Source organism: Streptoverticillium reticulum (genome assembly GCF_047456005.1).
Lineage (GTDB): Bacteria > Actinomycetota > Actinomycetes > Streptomycetales > Streptomycetaceae > Streptomyces > Streptomyces reticulum.
This window is the reverse complement of the sequence record NZ_CP179755.1, coordinates 7,041,340-7,063,250: the sequence shown is the minus strand read 5'-3', so window position 1 is coordinate 7,063,250 and position 21,911 is coordinate 7,041,340. Positions and strand designations below refer to the sequence as shown.

The 21,911-nt window shown below is 72.6% G+C and carries 24 protein-coding genes; 12 read left to right on the top strand and 12 right to left on the bottom strand.

The features are described from left to right. Positions 1-268 precede the first annotated feature (268 nt). Genes ACMATS_RS32290 through ACMATS_RS32270 form a run of 5 tightly spaced genes read left to right on the top strand, consistent with a single transcriptional unit; the run spans position 269 to position 4,559 of the window. Positions 269-1,732: a sensor histidine kinase gene (locus tag ACMATS_RS32290; protein ID WP_414169882.1), complete on the top strand. Its 1,464-nt coding sequence runs from the start codon at positions 269-271 to the stop codon at positions 1,730-1,732. Between the two features lie 29 nt (positions 1,733-1,761). Continuing rightward, complete coding sequence (locus ACMATS_RS32285; RefSeq protein ID WP_336417327.1) at positions 1,762-2,169, top strand: roadblock/LC7 domain-containing protein; 408 nt, start codon at positions 1,762-1,764, stop codon at positions 2,167-2,169. Then, a complete protein-coding gene (locus tag ACMATS_RS32280; RefSeq protein ID WP_414169881.1) occupies positions 2,166-2,525 on the top strand; it encodes a DUF742 domain-containing protein in 360 nt (119 codons plus the stop codon). The genes ACMATS_RS32285 and ACMATS_RS32280 overlap by 4 nt, the downstream gene beginning before the upstream one ends. Then, positions 2,506-3,129 (top strand): GTP-binding protein, encoded by a 624-nt coding sequence (locus tag ACMATS_RS32275; RefSeq protein ID WP_390776099.1) that lies wholly within the window; start codon positions 2,506-2,508, stop codon positions 3,127-3,129. Before ACMATS_RS32280 ends, ACMATS_RS32275 begins: the two co-directional genes overlap by 20 nt. Beyond that, positions 3,126-4,559, top strand: coding sequence for a cytochrome P450 (locus ACMATS_RS32270; RefSeq protein WP_390776100.1), 1,434 nt, complete (start codon positions 3,126-3,128; stop codon positions 4,557-4,559). Before ACMATS_RS32275 ends, ACMATS_RS32270 begins: the two co-directional genes overlap by 4 nt. Here the strand turns inward: ACMATS_RS32270 and ACMATS_RS32265 are convergent. Both ACMATS_RS32265 and ACMATS_RS32260 read right to left on the bottom strand, forming a co-directional pair. Next, positions 4,534-5,667: a terpene synthase family protein gene (locus ACMATS_RS32265; protein ID WP_414169880.1), complete on the bottom strand. Its 1,134-nt coding sequence runs from the start codon at positions 5,665-5,667 to the stop codon at positions 4,534-4,536. The two genes, ACMATS_RS32270 and ACMATS_RS32265, sit on opposite strands and share 26 nt — an antisense overlap. 5 nt (positions 5,668-5,672) lie before the next feature. After that, the gene (locus tag ACMATS_RS32260; protein WP_390776102.1) at positions 5,673-6,578 is read right to left on the bottom strand and encodes an SAM-dependent methyltransferase; all 906 of its coding nucleotides are present in this window, start codon (positions 6,576-6,578) and stop codon (positions 5,673-5,675) included. A 488-nt stretch (positions 6,579-7,066) separates the two neighbouring features. On the opposite strand from ACMATS_RS32260, the gene lnt reads away from it, so the two are divergent. Next, on the top strand, positions 7,067-8,656 hold the full coding sequence (gene lnt / locus ACMATS_RS32255; protein WP_414169879.1) for an apolipoprotein N-acyltransferase: 1,590 nt from the start codon (positions 7,067-7,069) through the stop codon (positions 8,654-8,656). 2 nt (positions 8,657-8,658) lie between these two features. On the opposite strand, the gene ACMATS_RS32250 is transcribed toward lnt, so the two are convergent. Continuing rightward, the gene (locus ACMATS_RS32250) at positions 8,659-9,573 is read right to left on the bottom strand and encodes a Gfo/Idh/MocA family protein (RefSeq protein WP_414169878.1); all 915 of its coding nucleotides are present in this window, start codon (positions 9,571-9,573) and stop codon (positions 8,659-8,661) included. Then, positions 9,570-10,790: an FAD-dependent monooxygenase gene (locus tag ACMATS_RS32245; protein WP_414169877.1), complete on the bottom strand. Its 1,221-nt coding sequence runs from the start codon at positions 10,788-10,790 to the stop codon at positions 9,570-9,572. Before ACMATS_RS32245 ends, ACMATS_RS32250 begins: the two co-directional genes overlap by 4 nt. A 114-nt stretch (positions 10,791-10,904) precedes the next feature. Between ACMATS_RS32245 and ACMATS_RS32240 the strand changes: the two genes are divergently transcribed. The 3 genes from ACMATS_RS32240 to ACMATS_RS32230 all read left to right on the top strand — a co-directional run bounded on the left by ACMATS_RS32240 (position 10,905) and on the right by ACMATS_RS32230 (position 12,842). Beyond that, positions 10,905-11,504: a TetR/AcrR family transcriptional regulator gene (locus ACMATS_RS32240; RefSeq protein ID WP_391156221.1), complete on the top strand. Its 600-nt coding sequence runs from the start codon at positions 10,905-10,907 to the stop codon at positions 11,502-11,504. A gap of 85 nt (positions 11,505-11,589) precedes the next feature. Further along, positions 11,590-12,108: a DinB family protein gene (locus ACMATS_RS32235; protein WP_414169876.1), complete on the top strand. Its 519-nt coding sequence runs from the start codon at positions 11,590-11,592 to the stop codon at positions 12,106-12,108. Positions 12,109-12,191: 83 nt separating this feature from the next. Continuing rightward, positions 12,192-12,842 (top strand): hypothetical protein, encoded by a 651-nt coding sequence (locus ACMATS_RS32230; RefSeq protein ID WP_414169875.1) that lies wholly within the window; start codon positions 12,192-12,194, stop codon positions 12,840-12,842. A gap of 50 nt (positions 12,843-12,892) precedes the next feature. On the opposite strand, the gene ACMATS_RS32225 is transcribed toward ACMATS_RS32230, so the two are convergent. The 5 genes from ACMATS_RS32225 to ACMATS_RS32205 form a co-directional block, all read right to left on the bottom strand. Next, the gene (locus ACMATS_RS32225; protein ID WP_390776109.1) at positions 12,893-13,579 is read right to left on the bottom strand and encodes a uracil-DNA glycosylase; all 687 of its coding nucleotides are present in this window, start codon (positions 13,577-13,579) and stop codon (positions 12,893-12,895) included. Positions 13,580-13,730: 151 nt separating this feature from the next. Further along, positions 13,731-14,492 carry an SDR family oxidoreductase gene (locus tag ACMATS_RS32220; RefSeq protein WP_390776110.1) on the bottom strand — a complete coding sequence of 254 codons (762 nt, stop codon included), beginning with the start codon at positions 14,490-14,492 and terminating at the stop codon, positions 13,731-13,733. Between the two features lie 41 nt (positions 14,493-14,533). Continuing rightward, the gene (gene fabG, locus ACMATS_RS32215) at positions 14,534-15,295 is read right to left on the bottom strand and encodes a 3-oxoacyl-ACP reductase FabG (protein ID WP_390776111.1); all 762 of its coding nucleotides are present in this window, start codon (positions 15,293-15,295) and stop codon (positions 14,534-14,536) included. A gap of 144 nt (positions 15,296-15,439) precedes the next feature. Continuing rightward, positions 15,440-15,883, bottom strand: coding sequence for a DUF3037 domain-containing protein (locus tag ACMATS_RS32210; RefSeq protein ID WP_414169874.1), 444 nt, complete (start codon positions 15,881-15,883; stop codon positions 15,440-15,442). Further along, positions 15,841-16,668: a HipA family kinase gene (locus tag ACMATS_RS32205; protein WP_414169873.1), complete on the bottom strand. Its 828-nt coding sequence runs from the start codon at positions 16,666-16,668 to the stop codon at positions 15,841-15,843. Before ACMATS_RS32205 ends, ACMATS_RS32210 begins: the two co-directional genes overlap by 43 nt. A gap of 130 nt (positions 16,669-16,798) precedes the next feature. On the opposite strand from ACMATS_RS32205, the gene ACMATS_RS32200 reads away from it, so the two are divergent. Further along, positions 16,799-17,332, top strand: coding sequence for a Rieske (2Fe-2S) protein (locus ACMATS_RS32200; protein WP_390776114.1), 534 nt, complete (start codon positions 16,799-16,801; stop codon positions 17,330-17,332). On the opposite strand, the gene ACMATS_RS32195 is transcribed toward ACMATS_RS32200, so the two are convergent. Further along, positions 17,319-17,984 (bottom strand): cysteine hydrolase, encoded by a 666-nt coding sequence (locus tag ACMATS_RS32195; RefSeq protein ID WP_414169872.1) that lies wholly within the window; start codon positions 17,982-17,984, stop codon positions 17,319-17,321. The two genes, ACMATS_RS32200 and ACMATS_RS32195, sit on opposite strands and share 14 nt — an antisense overlap. Positions 17,985-18,120: 136 nt before the next feature. On the opposite strand from ACMATS_RS32195, the gene ACMATS_RS32190 reads away from it, so the two are divergent. Further along, a complete protein-coding gene (locus ACMATS_RS32190) occupies positions 18,121-18,564 on the top strand; it encodes a pyridoxamine 5'-phosphate oxidase family protein (protein WP_414169871.1) in 444 nt (147 codons plus the stop codon). A 3-nt stretch (positions 18,565-18,567) separates the two neighbouring features. Here ACMATS_RS32190 and ACMATS_RS32185 read toward each other — a convergent pair whose 3' ends face one another. Further along, complete coding sequence (locus ACMATS_RS32185; protein WP_414169870.1) at positions 18,568-19,476, bottom strand: LysR substrate-binding domain-containing protein; 909 nt, start codon at positions 19,474-19,476, stop codon at positions 18,568-18,570. Positions 19,477-19,550: 74 nt separating this feature from the next. On the opposite strand from ACMATS_RS32185, the gene ACMATS_RS32180 reads away from it, so the two are divergent. Then, positions 19,551-20,567: a DMT family transporter gene (locus tag ACMATS_RS32180; protein ID WP_390776118.1), complete on the top strand. Its 1,017-nt coding sequence runs from the start codon at positions 19,551-19,553 to the stop codon at positions 20,565-20,567. On the opposite strand, the gene ACMATS_RS32175 is transcribed toward ACMATS_RS32180, so the two are convergent. Continuing rightward, on the bottom strand, positions 20,558-21,892 hold the full coding sequence (locus tag ACMATS_RS32175) for an aminotransferase class I/II-fold pyridoxal phosphate-dependent enzyme (RefSeq protein WP_414169869.1): 1,335 nt from the start codon (positions 21,890-21,892) through the stop codon (positions 20,558-20,560). The genes ACMATS_RS32180 and ACMATS_RS32175 overlap by 10 nt on opposite strands. Positions 21,893-21,911 lie beyond the last annotated feature (19 nt).

Sequence of the window (21,911 nt, the reverse complement as noted above, 5' to 3'; positions counted from 1 at the left end):
TTCGATAACGGCCGGTGCAGGGGGCATTGTGATGCCTTTCGAATTCGGTCGTCAGCCCATTCTGCGAATATGACAACTTCCCGTCGGAGCGTCGCGCGACCGGCTACGCTCCATCTCGCGCAGCGGGTTGTGGCGACTGCAGCACGCTGCCGTCTGCCGCTGCGCTGCCGCGACCGGAGAACCTCCTTCATCCTCATTCGCGCTCGGGCGGCTCCCGTTATTCCCACGTCGCCCCCCGACTTGCTTTTCAAGCGCCCGAGGTTCTCGCATGGTTGGTACTGGATCGTCACATCAAGTCAGGCGGCCCGCCTCCGCACTCATATGGCTGGTCCCCCCTGTCGTGCTGGCGGTCTGCACGGCCACCGCCGCGGTGTTCGCACCTCTCGACGTCCGCGTCCCGGCGGCCTGGTGCGGAACGGCGGCCACCGTGGCCGTCGCGCTCACCTCCTCCGAGGCGGTGCGCCGGGGACGGGTCATCGCCTCCCTGCGCCACCGGTGCGCGGAGCAGGAGGCCGTGCTCCGGCACCGGCTCGTCCAGCAGGAGCGTGAGACCCAGCGGCTGGCCCGTGAGCTGCTGCCGCACACGGTGACGCTGCTGCAGAGCGGCGCCGGCGCCGAGGAGGTCCTCGGCGCCGTCTCCCAGCCGGCCCCGCTCGACCCCGCGTTCGCCGCCGCGCACCGGTCGGTGCTGCGCTCCGTGATCGACGCCGTGCAGGCGGAGGAGGGCCTGCGCGACTCGGCGCACCGCGCGTTCGTCAACATCGCCCGCCGTATGCAGGCCATCGTGCACCAACAGGCCACCGACCTGCGGGAGATGGAGGACCGGCACGGCAACGAGCCGGAGGTCTTCAGCGACCTGCTCCACCTCGACCACGGGACCGCGCTGATCGGCCGCCTCGCCGACAGCATCGCGGTCCTCGGCGGCTCCCGGCCCGGCCGCCAGTGGAAGAACCCGGTTCCCCTCTACAACGTGCTGCGGGGCGCCATGTCCCGGGTGATGGACTACCGGCGCGTGGACCTGCACTCGGTGGCTGACGTCGCCATCACCGGCCCCGGGGTGGAACCGCTGATCCACGCCGTCGCCGAGCTGCTGGACAACGCCACCCGGTACTCCCCGCCGCAGACCCGGGTCCATCTCACCGCCGTCGAGGTCCAGTCGGGGGTGGCCGTGGAGATCGAGGACGCCGGTGTCGGCCTCACCGAGGAGGCACGCCGCCGCGCCGAGGCCGTGCTCGAACTGGCCGACCGCGGTCTCGACCTCAACGACCTCGGCGAGACCCCCCGTCTGGGCCTCGCCGTCGTCGGCAAGCTCTCCCAGATGTACGGGTTCAGGATCTCGCTGCGCTCCTCCGCCTACGGCGGGGTCCGCGCCGTTCTGATCGTTCCGCAGAACCTGGTCACGGCGAGTGCCACGCCGGGCGGCGAGATCGCCCGTGCCGCCACCCTGCCGCCGCCCAAGCCCAGGAAGAAGCCCGGCCGTCCGCTGCCGCCGCCGCCGGCCCTCGAACTGCCGGGCCCGGCCTCCGAGTCTCCGGGAGGACTTCCGCAGCGCCGGCGGCGGATGCCGGGCATGAGCCCCAGGACCGCGCGCGGGACCGCGGCCGACCGGGCGTCGGGCAGCCGCCGGCCGCCCTCACCGGCCGAACCCGTACAGCCGGGCATCTGGCTGTCCGCCTTCACCGACGCCATCAACGGCCGGGAATCCACGGGCGGTCAGGGCACCGAACAGTGATGAATCGTCAGACAAGAAAGAGTGGCCAAGTGACGCAGCAGCGGTTCAACATGGACTGGATGCTCAAGGATCTGGCATCCAGTGTTCCGCAGACCCGCCACGTGATCGTGCTGTCCTCGGACGGCCTGCGCATGGCTCAGCACGGTACGGACACGGACGCCGCGGACCGGCTGGCCGCCGCCTGCGCAGGGCTGCAGAGTCTGTCGGCGGCCGTGGCCGCCGAATTCCCGCAGGGCGACGGGCAGATGCGCCTCGTGGTCATCGAGGTCGACGGCGGCTTCTTCTATCTGATGGCCGCCGGTGCGGGCGCCTATCTGGCGGTGCTGGCCGACGACGACGTGGACGCCGGCCTGATGGGGCAGCAGATGCGCGACCTCGTGGCGCGCATCGGCGAACACCTCACCAGTCCGCCCCGGGTATCCGGGCCGGTGGCATGAGCAAACCCGAAAGGGCATGGGATCCCGGCAATCCGGACCGCCTGTACATCCTCACCAGCACGAGCGACGGTACGGGCAAGGAAGTCAGAATCGATCTGGTCACGCTGGTCGTCTCCCGAACGGAAGGCGACCCCGGCCTGCAGCCCGAGCACTGTGCCATTGCCCGGATGTGCGACTACCCCTTGTCCGTGGCCGAGATATCCGCCTATCTCACCCTGCCCGTCAGCACGGTCACCGTTCTGCTCAAGGACCTGCTGGCACGCGAACTCGTGGAGGCCAGACCGCCGGTCCCGGTCGCCACGGTGCCCGACGCCCGAATCCTGGAGGCGGTGATGCATGGACTACAGAATCTCTGATTCCCCCGCGGGGCCCAGGAGGGAGGACATCCTCCCGGCCTCGACCGCGGCAGCCGTCAAGGTGGTGATCGTCGGTGGTTTCGGGGTCGGCAAGACGACCCTGGTGGGCACCGTGAGCGAGATCAGGCCGCTGACCACCGAGGAGACGATGACCCAGGCCGGTGTCGGCGTGGACGACCTCGCCGGCATCGAGCAGAAGATCGAGACGACCGTCGCGATGGACTTCGGGCGGATCAGCATCAACGAGCAGCTGGTGCTGTACCTGTTCGGCACCCCGGGCCAGGAGCGCTTCTGGTTCCTGTGGGACGGCCTCTTCGAGGGCGCCCTGGGGGCGGTGGTCCTGCTCGACACGCGCCGCCTGGAGGTCAGTTACGAGGTCGTCGACCTCCTGGAGGAGCGCGGCGTGCCGTTCGTCGTCGCCGTCAACACCTTCCCCGGCGCGCCCGTCCACCCCATGCCGGAGCTGCGGGCCGCCATGGACCTGCCCGACGAGGTGCCACTGTTCTCCTGCGACGCCCGTGACCGCATCTCCTGCCGCGACGCCCTGATGACCCTGATGCGCTACCTGTACGCGCTCGCCAACCGATCCCCGGAGCCACAGTGACCCCACCAGACGAACACTCCCGTACCGAGACCGCGACCGCCCCTCCCCCGCAGTGCCCGGCGCACGCCTACGGCACGGGTGGCATGGTGCGGCTGTACGGGCCCGCCGCGGAGGCCGACCCGATGGGCCTGTACGAGCAACTGCGCGAACGGTACGGCGCGGTGGCACCCGTGTTGCTGCACGGCGATCTCCCCGCCTGGCTGGTCCTCGGCTACCGCGAGAACCTGGACGTCATGCGCACCCCCTCGCGCTTCTCCCGCGACTCCCGCAACTGGCGTGACATGCGCGAGGGGAAGCTCACCCCCGAGCACCCGCTGGCCCCGATCTCGACCTGGCAGCCCATCTGCGCCTTCGCCGACGGCCAGGTGCACGAGCGCTGGCGGGGCGCCATCAACGACTCCATGGGGCGATTCGACCGCCGTGGCATGCGCCGGCACATCACCCGGTTCGCGGGACAGCTGGTCGACCGGTTCTGCACCACCGGCACGGCGGACCTGGTCGACGACTTCGCCGAGCACCTCCCCATGCTGGTGATGACCCAACTCCTCGGCATGCCCGAGGAGTACGGCCCGCGTCTGGTCAAGGCCGCCCGCGACATGATCAAGGGCACGGAGACGGCGGTCGCCAGCAACGCGTACGTGCAGGAGACCCTGCGCAAACTGGTGGCGCGCAAGCGGGCCGACCCGGGGCCGGACTTCACCAGCTGGCTGCTGGAGCACCCGGCCGAGCTCACCGACGACGAGGTCCAGCAGCATCTGCGCCTGGTGCTCATCGCCGCGTACGAGACCACCGCCAACCTCATCGCCAACACGCTGCGCATGGTGCTGACGGACCCGCGCTGCCGCGCCAATCTGGCGGGCGGGCACATGACGCTCCCGGATGCGGTCGAGCAGATCCTGTGGGACGAGCCCCCCTTCACCACCATCCTGGGCCGCTGGGCGACCCAGGACACGGAGCTCGGCGGACACAAGATCAAGTCCGGTGACCCCCTGGTGCTGGGCCTCGCCGCCGCCAATCTGGACACGGCGATCCGGCCCGACCCCACCGCACCCGTGCACGGCAACCGCTCGCACCTCGCCTTCAGCGGAGGGGCCCACGAGTGCCCGGGCCAGGACATCGGCCGGGCCATCGCGGACACCGGCATCGAGGCGCTGCTGACCCGGCTGCCCGACATCCGGCTGGCGGTGCCGGAGGACGAGCTGTCCTGGGTGTCGGCGCTGATGTCACGGCATCTCGTCGAGCTGCCCGTGGAGTTCACGCCTCAGCAGCCCCAGCCGATGCCCCTCCCCGAGCTGCCCGCTCCGGCCCCGGCGGCACAGGACGCCGGGGAGTCCGCCGGCCCCGCCACGGACCCGGCGGCTCCGGCCCCGTCGTCCTCCACACGACGGTCCTGGTGGGCCTCGCTCACGCGGTGGCTGCGCAGGGGGTGACAGGAGCATCGAGCTGCTCCCACCACCAGGCCGCCGACGCTATGGGCAGCGGCGCGGTCCCGGAGTCACGGGGACTGTCCCGCCAGGTGATGCCGTAGGTCGCTCCCGGTACCGGAAGGTCGTACCGGTTCCGGGGGCTGGCATAGCGCGGAGCGGCGTCCATCCACCGGATGCAGCCGGAGATGTAGTGCCCCAGTGCCTCCAGATAGCGCCGCAGGTGAAGGCCGGCGTTCCTGGCGATCTGCGCCCGCAGGTCCAGGAAGAGCGTCATGGTGCGGTCCCTTATGGCCAGGGCCTCCTCGAGAGCCCGGTCCGGCGGGCAACGCCGCTCGTGGGCGAGGACGTTGACGATGTTCTGGTCCGTCGTCTCCTGGCTGTCCTCCTTCGCGTACGAGAAGAGGTCGTTGTCGCAGCTGACGATGAAGCCGGCCGCCTCGGTGAGCGCCTGGACCGGGGCCGAGTACAGCTCGTGGTCCGGGATGTGGATACCACTGGCGATCTCGCTCCAGGAGAGGGAGAAGCGGGTGCCGTTGATCGAGGGCCGCATGGCGACGTAGTCGGACAGACTCGGCATCACACCGCGCTCGACATTGCTGACCTGCCATGCGGCGCCGAAGAGCCAGTCCCGCATCCCCTCGGCCACGCGCCGGAGTTGTACGGGCGTGGTCATGGCGCGGGTGCGGGCGGCGAGGTCCTCGAGCGCCGCGTCGAAGGGGGTGCTGCCGAGCATGCCGGAACCCGGCGCCTCCAGGCAGCGCGACACCCGCGCGTTGAGGTCGACGATCGCGGCGGTCTTGACATCGGCGGCACCGGTGTCGTGGCAGATGTCGTCGAGGGCGAAGGCCCAGTGGTTCCACTCGATGAACAGCAGCAGCGGTTCGTCGTCCCCGTAGGGGATGATGCGGCAGCTGAAGTCGGCGCTGTGGGTCGCGATGCTCCAGGCCCGGTCCATGGCGTTCCCGAAGATGCCCATGGAGTCGAGCCAGGCGATGGCCCGTTGCTCGAGCTGTCCGACCCTCGGGTGGACGGCCGGTTCGATCGGGCAGTAGAAGGGGGGCAGCCGCCAGCCGATGGCCGACGGGCGAGTGCGCGTCGAGGTCTCCGTCATGGCGCTCACCCTTCCAATCGGAACAACAGCATCCGCGTCTCCACCGCGTGATCGCGCCACGCGCGGAACAGTTTCCCGTGCGCCAGCGCCGACTCCACCAACCGCTTCTCGTCGATCGGCGAGGCCACTCCGGTGCGCTCCGCTCGGTCCAGCTCCGCCGTCGTCCAGGCCATGGACTGGACCCAGAACTCCGCGACGCGGTCGGTGATGTCCTCGTCCTGCTCCAGCTGGAAGCCGGCCGCCTCGGCCGCCACGATGTACTCGGCGAGGGTGCCGAGCCTGGTCTTGTAGTAGCCGTCGATGAAGGACGTCCACTCGGGACGGCACAGGAAGTGCTCCTGGATGCCGAACCAGCTGCCCGGCCTGAGGGCCTTGGCGACCACCCTGAAGAGCCGTTCGCGGTCCATGTAGCCCGAGCTCTCGATGGCGACGGCCGCGTCGTAGCGCCGCTCCTCGCACAGGTCGTGGATGTCGCCGAGGACGGGGGTCACCAGATCCTCCACGCCGGCCTGCTCGACCAGGTCCGCCATCACGGGGACGTGCTTGGCCGTCACCGTCATGGCCGTGACGGAGCAACCGTACTCCTGGGCCCAGTAGATGGAGCCGCCGCCGAGGCCGCAGCCGATGTCGAAGAGGTGCGACGGCGGGGTGTCCTTCACGCCCCAGATGAGGGCGGCGTGGTCGAGGGCCGCCTCCTGGGACTCGAGGAGACGGCGGCGCAGGACGCTCTGGGCCACGGTGGTGTTGGGCGCGACGCCGGTGTCGAACAGCCCCACATGGAAATGGACTCGTGGTCCGGGTCCGTACTTGTGCAGGATGTCCGCCGTCTTCCTCGAGTAGTACGACGGCACCTGTGTCTCGTCGCGCCCTGTGACAGGAGCGGCGGTCACCTCGGCGACAAGGTTCTCCATGATCCCTCCGAGACATCGGCTGTCGATGGACACAGGAACGACGCCGGGCGCTGTGTGATCACGGACGTGAGTCACGCCGCCGCCCGGCGACAAACGACCAGCATTCCTGTCCACTTTTGTGCGGTACCTGCCCAGGCCCGTCCATCGATAACCCGCATTACGTACCGACCTGCGCCTTTCTGGCGCTTCTTTTGCGGATCGTCTGGGATCAGTTTGTAGCGAAACGCGAAGCTTGAGGACCGCTCGGCGACCGGAATGGCTGAAAGCTGCGCGCCGTTGTCGGAGTTTCGGCCCGTCGGGAGACGAGGATCCGGACGCACGGCATATGGCCGGATTTCGCGTATCCACGAGGTGTACGGACGATCCCGGGGGGCGCCCGACTATGCACGCGCCCCTTGGCCGGAGGGAAACCCGAGCAAGTCGGCGGTTTCCGGGAGTGCCGTGGCATCGTGGGATCCTCACCCAGCCGGAGCGAGGGAGGCGCGGACATGGTTCCGTCGGTCGGCCTGAGGAAGCGGTTCCGGTTCTCCGCCCCGCCCGGGCCCGGGCGCCGGCACGGCCGGCGGCGCGGTGCCGCCGCGGTCGTGGCCGGGGCGCTGCCCGCCCTGGCCTTTCCCGCGCCCGCGTTGTGGTGGCTGGCCTGGGTGGCCCTGGTGCCCTGGCTGCTGCTGGTGCGGTCGGCCGGTACGGCCCGGCGGGCCGCCCTGGAGGGCTGGCTCGGTGGTGCGGGGTTCCTGCTCGCCGTGCATCACTGGCTGCTGCCCAGCCTGCACGTCTTCATCCTCGTCCTGGCCGCGCTGCTGGGGCTGCTGTGGGTGCCGTGGGGACTGCTGGTGCACCGGCTGCTGGGCGGTTCGCCCGGTCCCGGCCGGGTGGCGGCGGCCCTGCTGGTGGTGCCCTCCGGGTGGCTGCTGGCCGAACTCGTGCGCTCCTGGCAGTACCTGGGCGGTCCGTGGGGACTGCTCGGGGCGAGCCAGTGGCAGGTGGCGCCCGCGCTGCGGGCCGCGTCGGTGGGCGGCGTCTGGCTCGTCGGCTTCCTCGTCGTCGCCGTCAACACCGCACTGGCCGCGCTGATTTCGGCCTCCGGCGCCCGGGGCCGCACCACCGCCGTGGCGGGCGGGCTCGCCTGTGCGGCGGCCGTCGGCGGGATCTGGCTGGGCGCGCCGCTGCCGCAGGGCGCCGGGGCGGTGCGCATCGCGGTCGTACAGCCCGGAGAGATCGACGGCGTCGGCAGCGTGCAGCGGCGCTTCGCCCGCGAGGAGGAGCTCACCCGGCAACTGGCCGGGCAGCGCGTGGATCTGGTGGTGTGGGGCGAGAGCAGCGTCGGCGAGGACCTCGGGCAGCAGCCGCAGTTGAGCAGCCGGCTCGCGGCACTGTCGCGTACGGTCGGCGCGGACCTGCTCGTCAATGTGGACGCCCGGCGCTCGGACCGGCCGGGAATCTTCAAGAGTTCGGTGCTGATCGGGCCCGACGGGCCGACCGGCGACCGCTACGACAAGATGCGGCTGGTCCCGTTCGGCGAGTACGTCCCGGCGCGTTCGCTGCTGGGCTGGGCGACCTCGGTGGGCAAGGCGGCGCAGGAGGACCGCAGGCGCGGCGACCGCCAGGTGGTGATGCGGCTGCCGGAGCGGTACGCGGGCGGGCTGCGGATCGGCCCGCTGGTGTGCTTCGAGTCGGCGTTCCCGGACATGAGCAGGCAACTGGCCCGGGACGGCGCCCAGTTGCTCGTCGCCCAGTCGGCGACCTCCACCTTCCAGCACAGCTGGGCACCGCTCCAGCACGCCTCGCTGGCCGCGATGCGCGCCGCCGAGACCTGGCGGCCGATGGTGCACGCCACCCTCACCGGCGTGAGCGCGGTCGCGGACGCGCGCGGGCGGACCGTCGGCCCGTGGTTGGGCACCGGGCGCAGTACGGCCGTGGTCTACGACGTCCCGCTCGCCCGGGGCACCAGCCCGTACGTCGGGGCGGGCGACTGGACGGCCCACGGCGCGCTGGCCGTGCTGGCCGTCTTCTGCGCCGTCGAGGGGGTGCGCACCCGCCGACGGCACGTCAAGCCGACGGCCGCGTCAGCCCGTTGACGTCATCCCGTGATCTCGGTGATCCCGGTGATCTCCGCGACGATCCGCTCGCACAGCTCGTGCGTGCGCAGTGCGTCCTCCGCGTCCAGCACCTTGCCCGCCTCCGCCGCTTCGAGGAAGGCGAGCACGCACTGCTCCACACCACGCTGGCGGGACACCGGCACCCAGTCGCCGCGGCGGCGGATGCTCGGCTGTCCCTTGTGGTCCACGACGTCGGCGAGGTTGAGCACCTGCCGCTTGGTGTCCTGGCCGGAGACCTCCAGGATCTCCTCGGCGGAGCCGCTCATCCGGTTCATGGTGCCGATGGCGGTGAAGCCGTCGCCGGACAGCTGCAGCACCACGTGGTGCACGAGCCCGTCCTGCACCCTGGCCCGGACGCCCACGTGGTCGACGGTCCCCGGCACGAGGAAGCGCAGGGTGTCGACGACGTGGACGAAGTCGTCGAGGACGAGCGTGCGCGCGTCCTCGGGCAGACCGATGCGGTTCTTCTGCATCAGGATCAGGTCGCGCGGGTGCTCCAGGCACTGCGCGTAGCCCGGCGCCCAGCGGCGGTTGAAGCCGACCGCCAGGGAGACCTGCCGCTCCCGTGCCAGGCGGACGAGCCGCTCGCTCTCCGCGAGGTCGTAGGCGAGCGGCTTGTCGACGAAGACCGGCACCCCCGCCTCCAGGAGGCGGGTGACGAGGGCGGGGTGCGCCGCGGTCGGCGCGTGCACGAACGCGGCGTCGAGGCCGGCGGCGAGGAGCGAGTCGAGGTCCGCGTGCCGGTGGGCGGCGGGCACCCGGTGGGTGTCCGCGACCCGGTGCAGGGTGGCGGGGGTACGGGTGTGGAGGTGCGGTTCCAGCCCGGGGCGGGCGGTGAGGACGGGCAGGTACGCCTTCTGCGCGATGTCCCCGAGCCCGATGACGCCGACCTTCACCTGTGACCTCCTTGGTGTTCCACCTCCGCCCCCGCCTCGGCAGCATACGTGGGGGCCGGCGGGCACCAGTCGATGATCCCCTCGTACCCGCGCAGGAGCAGGCCCGGGGCGAACCGGCCGGCCGCGGAGATCAGGGCCTGACGGAGGAACAGGCCGGGAGCGCCACCGGCCATGGCCACCCGGCCGACACGGGCCGACCGGCGGACGACGTCCATCGTGCGCGGCAGCCGGTCGCGGGTGTAGGCGTCGAGGGCTCCCGCTGCTCCGGGCGCCGCGTGGTGGGCGAGGACGACGGCGTCCTCGATGGCCTGGTTGCCGCCCTGGCCGAGGTTGGGGGTCATGGCGTGGGCGGCGTCGCCCAGCAGGGCGGTGCGGCCGCGGTGGTAGGCGGGCAGCGGGCGGGTCATGGAGCGGATGTCGTGGCGGAGGACGTCCGCGGGGGCGACGGCCGCGAGGATGCCGGGGACCGGGTGGTGCCAGGTGCCGAAGAGGCGCAGCAGCTCGGCCTTTTCGTCGTCGGGGGCACGGCTCCCCTCCGGGGCGAGGGCCGAGGCGTAGGCGTAGACCCGTCCGTCCTTGAGCGGCTGGGTGCCCCACAGCCTGCCCCGGCCCCAGGTCTCGTGCGGCGGGAACGGCCGTTCCGGGGCGGGGACGACCATGCGCCAGGTGGTGAATCCGGCGTACGCGGGGCGGGGGTGACCGGGGAACAGGGCGCTGCGGACGGCCGAGTTGATGCCGTCGGCGCCGACGACGAGGTCGGCCTCGAGCTCGCCGTCGTCGGTGGCGACGCGGGCGCACCGGTCGTCGGCGCCGGGGTCGGCCAGGCGTGCGGCGGTGCCGGTGTGCAGCGCTCCGTCGGGCAGCCGGGCGGCGAGCAGGCCGGCGAGGGTGGCCCGGTGCAGGAGGACGAGGGGGCCGCCGAACCGTTCTGCCACGGCGGCACCGTCGGTACGGGCCAGCCAGCGGCCGCCCGGGGTGAGCAGGCCGGCGTCGCCCCGGAAGGCGGCGAGTGCGCGGATCTCGTCGCCCAGGCCGATGAGGTCGAGGGCGCGCTGGGCGTTGGGCATGAGGGAGATGCCGGCGCCGACCGGTTCGAGGGAGGGCGCGCGCTCCAGGACGGTGACGTGCCAGCCGCGCCGGTGCAGGGCGGCCGCGGCGGCGAGACCGCCGATTCCGGCGCCTATGACGACGGCTCGGGGGGTGCGGGATGTGTCCACGGTGGGGCTCCTCGTCACACGACGATGCGGGAACTACAGCTGTAGTTTCCGCAGATGAACTTACTACACCCGTAGTGAGACGTGCCCCGTAAGGGGCGCTATAGGTTGGCCCCCATGAACACCGCACGCCCCGGCCGCCCAGGCCGGTCCCGCGCCGAACTGGTCGCCGACGCCGCCATCGCCCTCCTCGCCGAGCGCGGCCTGCGGGGTCTGACCCACCGTGCGGTCGACGAGGCCGCCGGACTGCCGCCCGGCTCGACGTCCAACGTCGCCCGCACGCGCGCGGCCCTGCTGGAGGCGGCGGTGCGGCGGCACGCGCAGCGGGAGACGGAGCTCCTCGCGCCGGACGAGATGCCGGACCCCGCGGGCGGGCTCGACGCCCTGACCGACGCCCTCGCCCTCGCCCTGCACCGCTCCCTCACCCGCCACCGCGAACTGGCGCTGGCCCGCTACGAACTGGCGCTGGAGGCGAACCGACGGCCCGAACTCCGCGCCGTCTACGACGCGCTGGGCCTGGACATCCGCGCGCCGTTCGTCGCCCTGATGACGGCCGCCGGTTCCGCCGAGCCCGAGCGGCACGCGATGTCGGCGCTCGCGTGGTACGAGGGGATGCTGTTCTCCTGCGTCGCCGGGCAGTACCACACCGAGGTGCCGGAACAGGCGCGGCTGCGTGCGGGGTTCGCCGAGCTGCTGCGCGGCATGCTGGGCGGATGACCTGCGAAGAGGTGGCGGAGAGGCTGCGGGGAGCCCGGCGGATAACCTGTGGCGCGGCGGCGGGCGGGGCGTCAGGATGTCGCGCATGACAACCGCTGAACGCACGTTCCCGCCCTACATCTCCGACGAGCGCAGCAGCCTGGAGGGCTGGCTCGACTTCCACCGCGCCACGCTCGCGGCGAAGTGCGCCGGCCTCGACGACCAGCAGCTGCGCGAGGCCTCCGTGCCGCCGTCGATGATGACGCTGCTCGGGCTGGTGCGGCACATGGCCGAGGTGGAACGCGCCTGGTTCCGCAACGTGTTCGCGGGCGACACGACGGCCGAGCCGCTGTACTACACGGACGAGGACCCCGACGGGGACTTCCGGGTCTCCGCGACGGACACCTGGGACGAGGCCCACGCCGCCTGGCAGACGCAGATCGCCGCCGCCCGCGACATCGTGCAGGGCCGCTCGCTGGACGACGTCAGCACCGGCCGCCGGCACCGGGACGGCGCGCAGGTCGACCTGCGCTGGATCTATGTGCACATGATCGAGGAGTACGCGCGCCACAACGGCCACGCCGACTTCCTGCGCGAGCGCATCGACGGCGCGACCGGCTCCTGACCGGAGCGCGGGCGGGCGGATGCCTCCTCCTCACCCCTGCGGGGCCTTCCCAACTGCCCGCATGCGCAAGCAGGGTTGGGCGAGTGCACCGAATGCCCGCAGCGGCAGCCCTGGTGGCGGTGGCGATGTCGGCCGCCGTCGGCTGCGTCTCCGTATCCCAGCACTCCCCGGCGCCCGGCGGCCGGCCCGGCGCCCGCCCCGGCATGGTCCGGGGAAGCACCCGTGAGGGCCTGACCGTCACCGGCCCCGGCGCCTCCTCGGCGCCGGCGCCGCAGCCGTCGTCCCCGGCGGCCGACGGGGCCCAGGGCAAGGCGCAGGGCCCGCTGGGCGATCCGCGGGACCCACGGCATCCCCGGGATCCGCACGACCCGAGGGAGCCCGCCGAGCCGCGCGAACCGGCCGAACCCGGGGAGCCCGGCGCCGTGTCGCGCCCTGCGGGCTCCTCGCCCGCGCACCCCCCGGACACCTCCGGCCCGGACCGCACCACGGGCCCCGCCGACTCCCGCCCGGCCGGCCCGCCGGCCTCGGCACCCGAGCCGGCGCCGCCGCCGGCTCCCCCGGCACCCCCACCGGCGAATCGGCGCGCCGAGCCCGCGCCCGGCGGGGGCCGGGAGGCACCCGCCCCGGCCCCACCGGCCCGCTCCGGCAAGGGGGTCTGCGGGCTGGGCGACACCTACGGCAAGTGGCAGCAGGGCGGCGACGCCTCGCGGATCTGCCACCAGGTGTACGGCTGACCCGCGGTCTGAGCGGTCCCGGGCCGGGGCCGGGGCCGGGCCGGGGCCGCTCAAACCGCGAGGTCCGGGATCCGCCAGTCGATCGGCTGGTGCCCCTGCGCGGCCACGGCCTCGTTGATCTGCGTGAAGGGGCGGCTGCCGAAGAACTTCTTCGCCGACAGCGGCGAGGGGTGGGCGCCCTTGACGACGACGTGCCGCTCCTCGTCGATCAACGGGAGCTTCTTCTGGGCGTAGTTGCCCCAGAGCACGAAGACCGCCGGGTCGGGCCGGGAGGCCACGGCGCGGATGACCGCGTCGGTGAACTTCTCCCAGCCCTTGCCCTTGTGGGAGTTGGGCTCCCCGCCGCGGACCGTCAGCACCGCGTTGAGCAGCAGGACGCCCTGCTCGGCCCAGGGCAGCAGATAGCCGTTGTCCGGCACGTCGTAGCCCAGCTCCTCGCGCATCTCCTTGTAGATGTTGCGCAGCGAGGGGGGCGTCCTGACGCCGGGCCGCACGGAGAAGGACAGGCCGTGCCCCTGCCCCGGGCCGTGGTACGGGTCCTGGCCGAGGATGAGGACCTTGACCCGGTCGTACGGGGTGGCCTCCAGGGCGGCGAAGACCTCCCCGCGCGGCGGGTACACCGGCGCCTTGGACCGCTCCTCCTCGACGAACTCGGTCAGCTCCTTGAAGTAGGGCTGCTCCAGCTGCTCTCCGAGGACAGCGTGCCAGGACTCGGGCAGCACGTCGGTGACGGTCACGTCGACAACCTCCGGTGTTCGTTCCGTTCTCGAGGGAAGAACTTACCGGCGGCCACTGACAACGCGGACCCGAAGCCCCGGATCCCGAAGCCCCGGATCCCGAAGCCCCGGACTCCGAAGCCCCGGACTCCGAAGCCCCGGACTGCGAAGCTCAGACTCCGGCGTTGAGGAAGAGCCCTCCGTCCACGACGAGGGTCTGCCCGGTGACCCACCCCGCGGCGTCGGACAGCAGGAACGCGGCCGCGCCGCCGATGTCCTCCGGCAGGCCCAGCCGGCCCAGCGGGTACGAGGCCGCCGCCTCCTCCTCGCGACCCTCGTAAATGGCCGCGGCGAAGCGGGTCTTCACCACCGCCGGGGCGATCGCGTTGACCCGCACCGCGGGCGCGAACTCGTGCGCCAGCTGCAGAGTGAGGTTGACCATGGCGGCCTTGCTCATGCCGTAGGCGCCGATGAACGGGGAGGCCGCGACGCCGGCGACGGAGGCGATGTTCACGATCGCCCCGCCGTTGTCCTTCTGCCACGCCTTCCACGTCTGCTGCGCGAAGCCGAGGGCCGAGACGACGTTGGTCTCGAAGACCTTGCGGGCGACGGCGAGGTCGAGCTCGGCGATCGGGCCGAAGACCGGGTTCGTCCCGGCGTTGTTGACGAGGTAGTCGACGCGGCCGTAGGCCTCCATGGCCCGTTCGACGGCCACGGCCTGGTGGGCCTCGTCGTGGGCCTTGCCGGGCACGCCGATGCAGCGGTCGGCACCGAGCTTCTGGACGGCCTCGGCGAGGGTGTCCTCGTTGCGGCCGGTGATGACGACGCGGTCGCCACGGGCCACGAGGGCCTCGGCGATGCCGTAGCCGATGCCCCGGCTGGCGCCGGTGACCAGGGCCACTCTGCCGGTGGGTGCGGGTTCCTGAGCAGTCATGAGTGCGTTCCTCCTGTGGGTCCTCCTGTCGGTTCCGGCGGTCAGTCGAGCGGCCCGCCGGCCACGTACAGGACCTGGCCGGAGACGAAGCCGGCCGCCTCGGCGGTGAAGAACGCGATGGCGTTGGCGATGTCCTCGGGCCTGCCGACCCGCTGCACCGGGATCTGCGAGGCGGCCGCCGTCTGGAAGTCCTCGAAGCTCATGCCGACCCGGGCGGCGGTGGCCGCGGTCATGTCGGTGGCGATGAAGCCGGGGGCGACGGAGTTGGCGGTGATGCCGAACTTGCCGAGCTCCTTGGCCAGGGTCTTGGTGAAGCCCTGCATCCCGGCCTTGGCGGCCGCGTAGTTGGCCTGGCCGCGGTTGCCGAGGGCCGAACTGCTGGAGAGGTTGACGATCCGGCCGAACCCGGCGTCCACCATGTGCTTCTGGCAGGCGCGCGACATCAGGAACGCGCCGCGCAGGTGCACGTTCATGACGGTGTCCCAGTCGCTGTCGCTCATCTTGAACAGCAGGTTGTCGCGGAGCACGCCCGCGTTGTTGACGAGGATCAGCGGGGCGCCCAGCTCCGCGGCCACGCGGGCCACCGCGGCGTCCGCCTGTGCCGAGTCCGAGACGTCGCAGCCGACGGCGAGGGCCCGGCCGCCCGCCGCCGTGATCTTCTCCACGGTCTCCGCGCAGGCCGCCTCGTCGAGGTCGAGGACGGCGACCGCGCGGCCCTCCTCGGCCAGGCGGACGGCGGTCGCGGCGCCGATGCCCCGGGCCGCGCCCGTGACCAGGGCGACGCGCTGCTCGGTGGTGGACATGCGGGTACTCCTCACCTCGAAGGCGGCTCACCCACCGTCCGACCGCCGTCCGACCACAGGTGAGCAACTGCTTAGTAGCTCGGCCGCTCAGACGCTAGAAGCCCCGACACCCCCTGTCAACGCCTCACGGTGCCCCGACGGCCGTCACCGCACCAGCAGGTCGAGGAGGCGTTCCGGTTCGCCTTCCGGATCCGCCGTCAGCCCGGTGTGCACGGGGCCGGGCTGAACGACCGTGCTGCGCGGGGCGATCAGCCAGCGGAACCGCCGCCCGGCGTCGTCGCAGGCCGCCTGCCCGGCCCGGTCGCCGCCCGCGCAGACGCCCTCCACCGCGTGCAGCGCGGCCCGGACTCCCGCGACGTCCACGGTCGGGTCGAGCGCCCGCAGCCGGGCCTCGTCGAGGTGGACCGAGGCCTTCACGAAGGACCTCGCCTGGCAGTAGACGACGACTCCGGCGTTGATGAGCTCACCGCGCTCGACCCGCGGAACGACCCGCAGCAGCGCGTACTCGAACACCTCGCGCCCGTTGTGGCGTCCGTTGCGCCCGTTCACTTCTTTCCAGCCCTTCCGTCCAGCCTGACACGCACCCATTCCGGCGCCTGCGAGGGCTTCACCGCGGTACGCTCGCCGAGCGTGATCCGCTCACCGATTCCGGCGGCGCGCTCCAGCAGCACCTCGACATACGCCCGGCGCACGGCGTCCGGGCCGTCGAATCCCGGTTCCCCCTCGAGCCACTCGTCGGGCACGTCGGCCGCGACCTCGGTCAGCAGCTCCTCGGTCACCCGCGGGGCCAGCTCGGCCGCCGCGGCGGCGATGTCCGGACCGAAGGAGGCCAGCACGTGGTCGGAGGCGTCGTACGCCCTGCCCGCCGCGGCCGCCGCCGTGGGCCAGTTGTGATGCCAGATCATGGTCGCGCCGTGGTCGATGAGCCACAGCTGCCCGTGCCACACCAGCAGGTTGGGGTTGCGCCAGGACCGGTCGACGTTGCCGACGAGCGCGTCGAACCACACCACGCGCCCGGCCTCGGCCGCGTCCGTCTCGAAGGCGAGCGGGTCGAAGCCGAGGGCGCCGGGCAGGAAGTCCATGGCGAGGTTGAGGCCGCCGCTGGCCTTGAGCAGCGCCTGCACCTCGGGGTCGGGCTCGCCGCGGCCGATGACCGGGTCCAGCTCGATCGCCGCCAGCTCGGGCACGCGCAGCCCCAGGCCGCGGGCCAGCTGCCCGCAGACGACCTCGGCGACGAGCGTCTTGCGGCCCTGTCCGGCGCCGGTGAACTTCATGACGTACGTCCCGAGATCGTCGGCCTCGACGATGCCGGGGAGCGAGCCACCCTCACGCAACGGCGTGACATACCGGGTGGCGGTGACTTCGGGAAGCATCGCCCCAGGTTACTCGGCCTGCACACCCGCCCCTGAACGCAACGGCTGAAACGGCTGAACGGAACGGACGGCCCGTCCGTACGACTCCTCGGACTCCTCGTACTCCTCGTCCCTCACCGAAGGAGCGATCGTGTCACCTTCCTCATCCTCGTCATCCTCGTCATCGTCCTCGTCATCCTCGCCGTCCGGCGCCACGAGCCGCCGCACCGTCGTCGTGTCCGCGGGAGCGGCGGGACTCGCCGCCGCGCTGGCCGCGTGCGGCGGCTCGAACAAGAAGACCCAGGAGACGCCGTCCGCACCGGCCGCGCCGCCGTCGCAGTCCTCGGCCCCGCCGAGCTCGCAGTCGTCCTCCGCGAGTGCGCCCGCATCGCCCAAGGGGAAGGCGCTCGCCAAGACCTCGGACATTCCGGAGGGCGGCGGGAAGGTCTTCAAGGACCAGAAGGTCGTGGTGACCCAGCCGGCCAAGGGCGACTTCAAAGCCTTCTCGGCCGTGTGCACCCACGAGGGGTGCACGGTCTCGACCGTGGTCGGCGGGACCATCAACTGCCCCTGCCACGGCAGCAAGTTCGCCGTCGCGGACGGCAGCGTGAAGCACGGTCCGGCGCAGTCGCCGCTGCCGGCGAAGAAGATCACCGTCAGCGGCGACTCCATCACGCTGGACTGACCCCGGGGCCGCCCCGCCGCCTCCGTCGCCAGGTCCGCAGCACCTCCTCCGCCGTGGTGACCGTCGCGACGGGGGAGAGCGTGTGACGGACCATCGCCGCGGTGTAGTCGGCGGGGACTCCGGCTATCGCGTCGGCGGGGACGACGGCCGTGTAACCGAGGTTGACGGCGTCGAAGACGGCGTTGGGGACGGCGATGTTGGCCGAGACGCCGGTAACGATCAGGGTGCGGCAGCCGACGTTGCGCAGCAGCGCGTCCAGGCCCGTGCCGGCCAGCGGCGAGAGCCCGTGCAGCCGGCGCACGACCAGGTCGCCGTCCCCGACCGGGACGGGATCCGCGATCCGGACGGCCGACGTGCCGGTCAACTGCTGGACGGGCAGCCGTTCGGCGGCCCGGAAGAGCCGGGCGTTGCGGCTGGCCCCGCGCCCGTCGGGGCGGCGCTCGGCAACGGCGTGCACGACCTGCACGCCCGCGTCGTGCGCCCCGGCGACAAGCCGCGCGATGTTGGCCAGGGCCCCGGAGGCCCTGGTGACGGCGGCCAGTTCGGGCAGGGCGCTCTCCGGGCCGACGACGCCGCGCTGGCATTCGACGGTCAGCAGCACGGTGGCCGCCGGGTCCTGCAGGTCGCGCAGGTCGTGCTCAGGGTGTGCCATGGTGCCCCCTGATGTGGGTGGGTACGGCCGCGTGTCATGGACCTTGTGCCGTGGAGCAGGAGGCCTCATCCTGCCGCACATGACCGTCGGACAGCCACAGTCACAACCGCAGTCACAGCGACACGGTCGCCGGATCATGATGCCGCCGACGGAGCTGGACACCTTCCTGACCGCTCAACGTACGTGCCGCCTGGCGACGGTCGGCCCGGACGGGTCTCCGCACGTCAGCCCGCTGTGGTTCGCCTGGGACGGCGAGGCGCTGTGGCTGTACTCGCTGGTGCGCAGTCTGCGGTGGACGGCGCTGCAGGGCGAGGCGCGGGTGGCGGCGGTGGTCGACGACGGGCGGGAGTACGGCGAGTTGCGCGGTGCGGAGCTCTCGGGCCGGGCCGTCCGCGTCGGCGAAGCACCCCGCAGGGGCGATCCGTGCCCCGAACTCGACGCGGTGGAGCAGCTGTTCGCGGCCAAGTACTTCGGCCTGGGGGCGATGCCCCACGACGGCCGCCACGCGTGGGTCCGCCTGCGGCCGGACCGGATCGTCTCCTGGGACTTCCGCAAACTCCCTGGCCCGCAGGGACAGTAGAGGTCAGGCGTGGGAGACGGCCTCCCCGGCCGCCCGCAGCGCCCCCACTGCCGCCCGGATCGACGGCCGCCGGTCCGCGTCGGCGCGCCATACGGCATACACGTGCCGGAACATCGTGTGCCGCACCGGCACGATCCGCACCCCCTCCGGGACCGGCCCGCGCCCGAGCCGCGGCGCGACGACGACACCGAGTCCCGCTGCGACCAGGGCGAGTTGTGTGTGGTGCTCGTCGGCCATGTGCGAGATGCGCGGCTCGATCCCCTTGCTGCGCAGCGTGGACATGAGCCAGTCGTGGCAGAACTGCCCGCGGGGCCAGGAGATCCACTCCTCCTCCGCGAGGTCCTCCAGGTCCACCGCGTCCCGCGCGGCGAGCGGATGCCCGGCGGGCACCGCCACGTCGGCGGGGTCGTCGAGGACGGGCGCCCTGGTCAGCGCCTCGTCGATCGGCAGCGGATGGTTGTGCCACTCGAGCACGACGGCGACGTCCATGTCGCCGCGCACCACGCGGGGCAGGGACAGGTCCGGGTCCATCTCCTCCAGCCGGACGCGCAGTTGCGGCTGGCTCGCGCGCAGGCCAGCGAGCGCGACCGGGGCCAGGCCGCGGGCCGCCGTCGGGAAGGCGCCCAGCACCAGCTCGCCCACGGCCTGGCCGCGCTGGGCCTCCAGGTCGGCCTGGGCCAGCTCCACCTGAGAGAGAATGCGCGAGGCGTGCTCCGCCAGCAGCCGCCCGGCATCGGTGAGCCGCACCCCGCGCCCCTGCTTGGCCAGCAGTTGCTGGCCCGTCTCCCGCTCCAGCTTGGCGAGCTGCTGGGAGACCGCCGAGGTGGTGACGTGCAGCCCGTCCGCGGCAGCGCTGACGGAGCCGTGGCGGGCGACGGCGTTGAGGGTCCGCAGGCGGTCCAGGTTCAACATGTAAGCGATGCTACGCGATGAGCCGAAATTTTATTTGCTTGTCCTAATGGGTGGAACCCGGCATGGTGATCATCATGAGCACCGTGGCCACCCCTGACTCCTCGCCCTCCTCGTCGTCCCTCTCACCCTCCTCACTCGACTCGTCCGCCCCGGCTTCCCCGGCGCCGGCTCCCGCCGACCCGGGGCGTTCCGCGGTGGACTGGCGGATACGCTTCGGCGCTCTCGCGCTCATCTGGGGGTTCAGCTTCCTTTTCATGAAGCTCGGCACCGAGGGCTACGCCCCGGCGTACGTCTCCTTCGGCCGGATGTTCTTCGGCACCGCGGTGCTGCTGGCAGCGCTGGCCGTCAAGCGGCAGCGGCTTCCCCGGGCTCCCCGTACGTGGCTGCATCTGGCCGTCGCCGCCCTGCTGCTCAATGCGCTCCCCTTCACGCTCTTCGCCTACTCCGAGCTGACCATCCCCTCCACGCTGGCCGGCATCTGCAATGCCACCACCCCGCTGTGGGGCATGCTGCTCTCCCTGGTGGCGCTCTCCGAGGACCGGCCGACACGGCGCCGGTTCGCCGGCCTCGGCCTCGGCTTCGTCGGGGTCCTCACCGTGTTGGGAGCCTGGCAGGGCTTCTCCGGCCAGGACCCCGCGGGCACCGTGATGGCTCTGGTCGCCTCCGCCTGCTACGCGATCGGCTGGATCTACGTCCGGCGCACCCTCTCCGGCACGGGCGAGTCCAACCTCTCGCTCACCGGCGGCCAACTGCTCGTCGGCACCGCCCAGCTGGCGGTCGTCGCTCCGCTCAGCAGCCCGCTGCCCACCTCCTTCCACCTCGTGCCCGTGCTGGCGATCCTCGCGCTCGGCGCCCTGGGCACGGGCTTCGCGATGCTCGTGCAGTTCGGGCTGGTCGCCGAGGTCGGGCCGACGACCGCGACGCTGACCACCTACTTCATCCCGGTCGTCGCCACTGCGGCCGGCGTGGCGCTGCTGGGCGAGCGGCTCACCTGGAACACCCCGGTCGGCGCGGTGATCGTGCTGGCCGGAGCGGCCCTCACGCAGAGCAGGGCCCGCACCGGGAAGGCGGCCGGAGGCCGTCAGTCGTAGCGCCGCCCGAGGGAGCCCGGCCCGGTCGCGGACGCCACGGCATCCGCGACCGCCTCCGCCTCCTCCAGCGCCATCGCCGACACGGTGAGCCGCACCCCGGGCGGGGAAGAGAGCCGGAAGCGCGCACCGGGCGCCACGGCCCACCCGGACTGCAGCAGCCGCGCCACCGCCCCCGTCTCGTCCGGCACGGGCAGCCACACGTTCATCCCGCTGCGCCCGTGCGCGGCAATTCCCCGCTCCCGCAAGGCCGTTATCAGCGCTTCCCGGCGCCGCCCGTACGAGGCGGCGACCGCCGCCTCGTCGACCGCCCCCGAGCGCCAGAGGTGCAGCACCGCGTCCTGCAGCAGGTGGCTGACCCAGCCGGGGCCCAGGCGCTGCCGCCCCCGCACCCGGTCGACGGTCACGGCGTCGCCCGTGAGCACCGCTATCCGGAGGTCGGGCCCGTAGGCCTTGGCGAAGGACCGGACGAGCGCCCAGTGGCGGGTGGCCCCGGCGAGGGGGAACAGGGGCAGATCGACGATGCCGTGGCCGTGGTCGTCCTCGACGAGGAGCACGTCGGGGTGGGCGGCGAGCACCGAGCGCAGCTCGCGGGCCCGCGCCTCGCTCACGGCCGCGCCCGTGGGATTCTGCGCCCGGTCGGTGACCACCAGCGCCCGCACCCCCTGCCGCAGCGCCCGGTCCGTCTCCCCGGGCAGCGGGCCGTCGTCGTCGACGGCGACGGGGACGGGTCGCAGCCCGAGCGCCGGGACGAGGTCGAGCAGGCTGCCCCAGCCCGGATCCTCCACGGCGACGGCATCCCCGGGCCTCAGGTGGGCCGCCAGCAGTCGCTCGATGGCATCCAGCGCCCCCGAGGTGACCGCTATCGGCCCGTCCGGAAGACCGTCCGCCGCGAAGGCCGCCCGGGCCGCCCGCTCCAGCTCCGTGTCCACAGGGTCCTCGCCGTAGAGCACGGGGCTGCGCAACGCCCTTGCGGCAGCCGCCGCGAGGGCTTCGCCGAGCGGGGGCAGCAGCGCGGGGTCGGGGCTGCCCGTCGAGACGTCCCGCACGCCCTCCGGCACCTCGACCTGGATGAGATCCCGCGGGGTGCTGGCCGGACGGGGGCGCACCCGGCTGCCACGCCGCCCGGCCGTCTCGATCACTCCGCGCTCGCGCAGCGTCCGGTAGGCGGCGGCCACCGTGTTGGGATTGACGCCGAGCTCGACCGCCAACTCCCGCATGGGCGGGAGCAGTTCGCCCGGCGCAAGTCGGCCCGCCCCGACAGCGCCCTCCACGCTCGCGGAAATCTCCGCTGCGCGACGACCTTCGATCCGATACTCTCCTAGCACAAACACGAGTATGCACTAG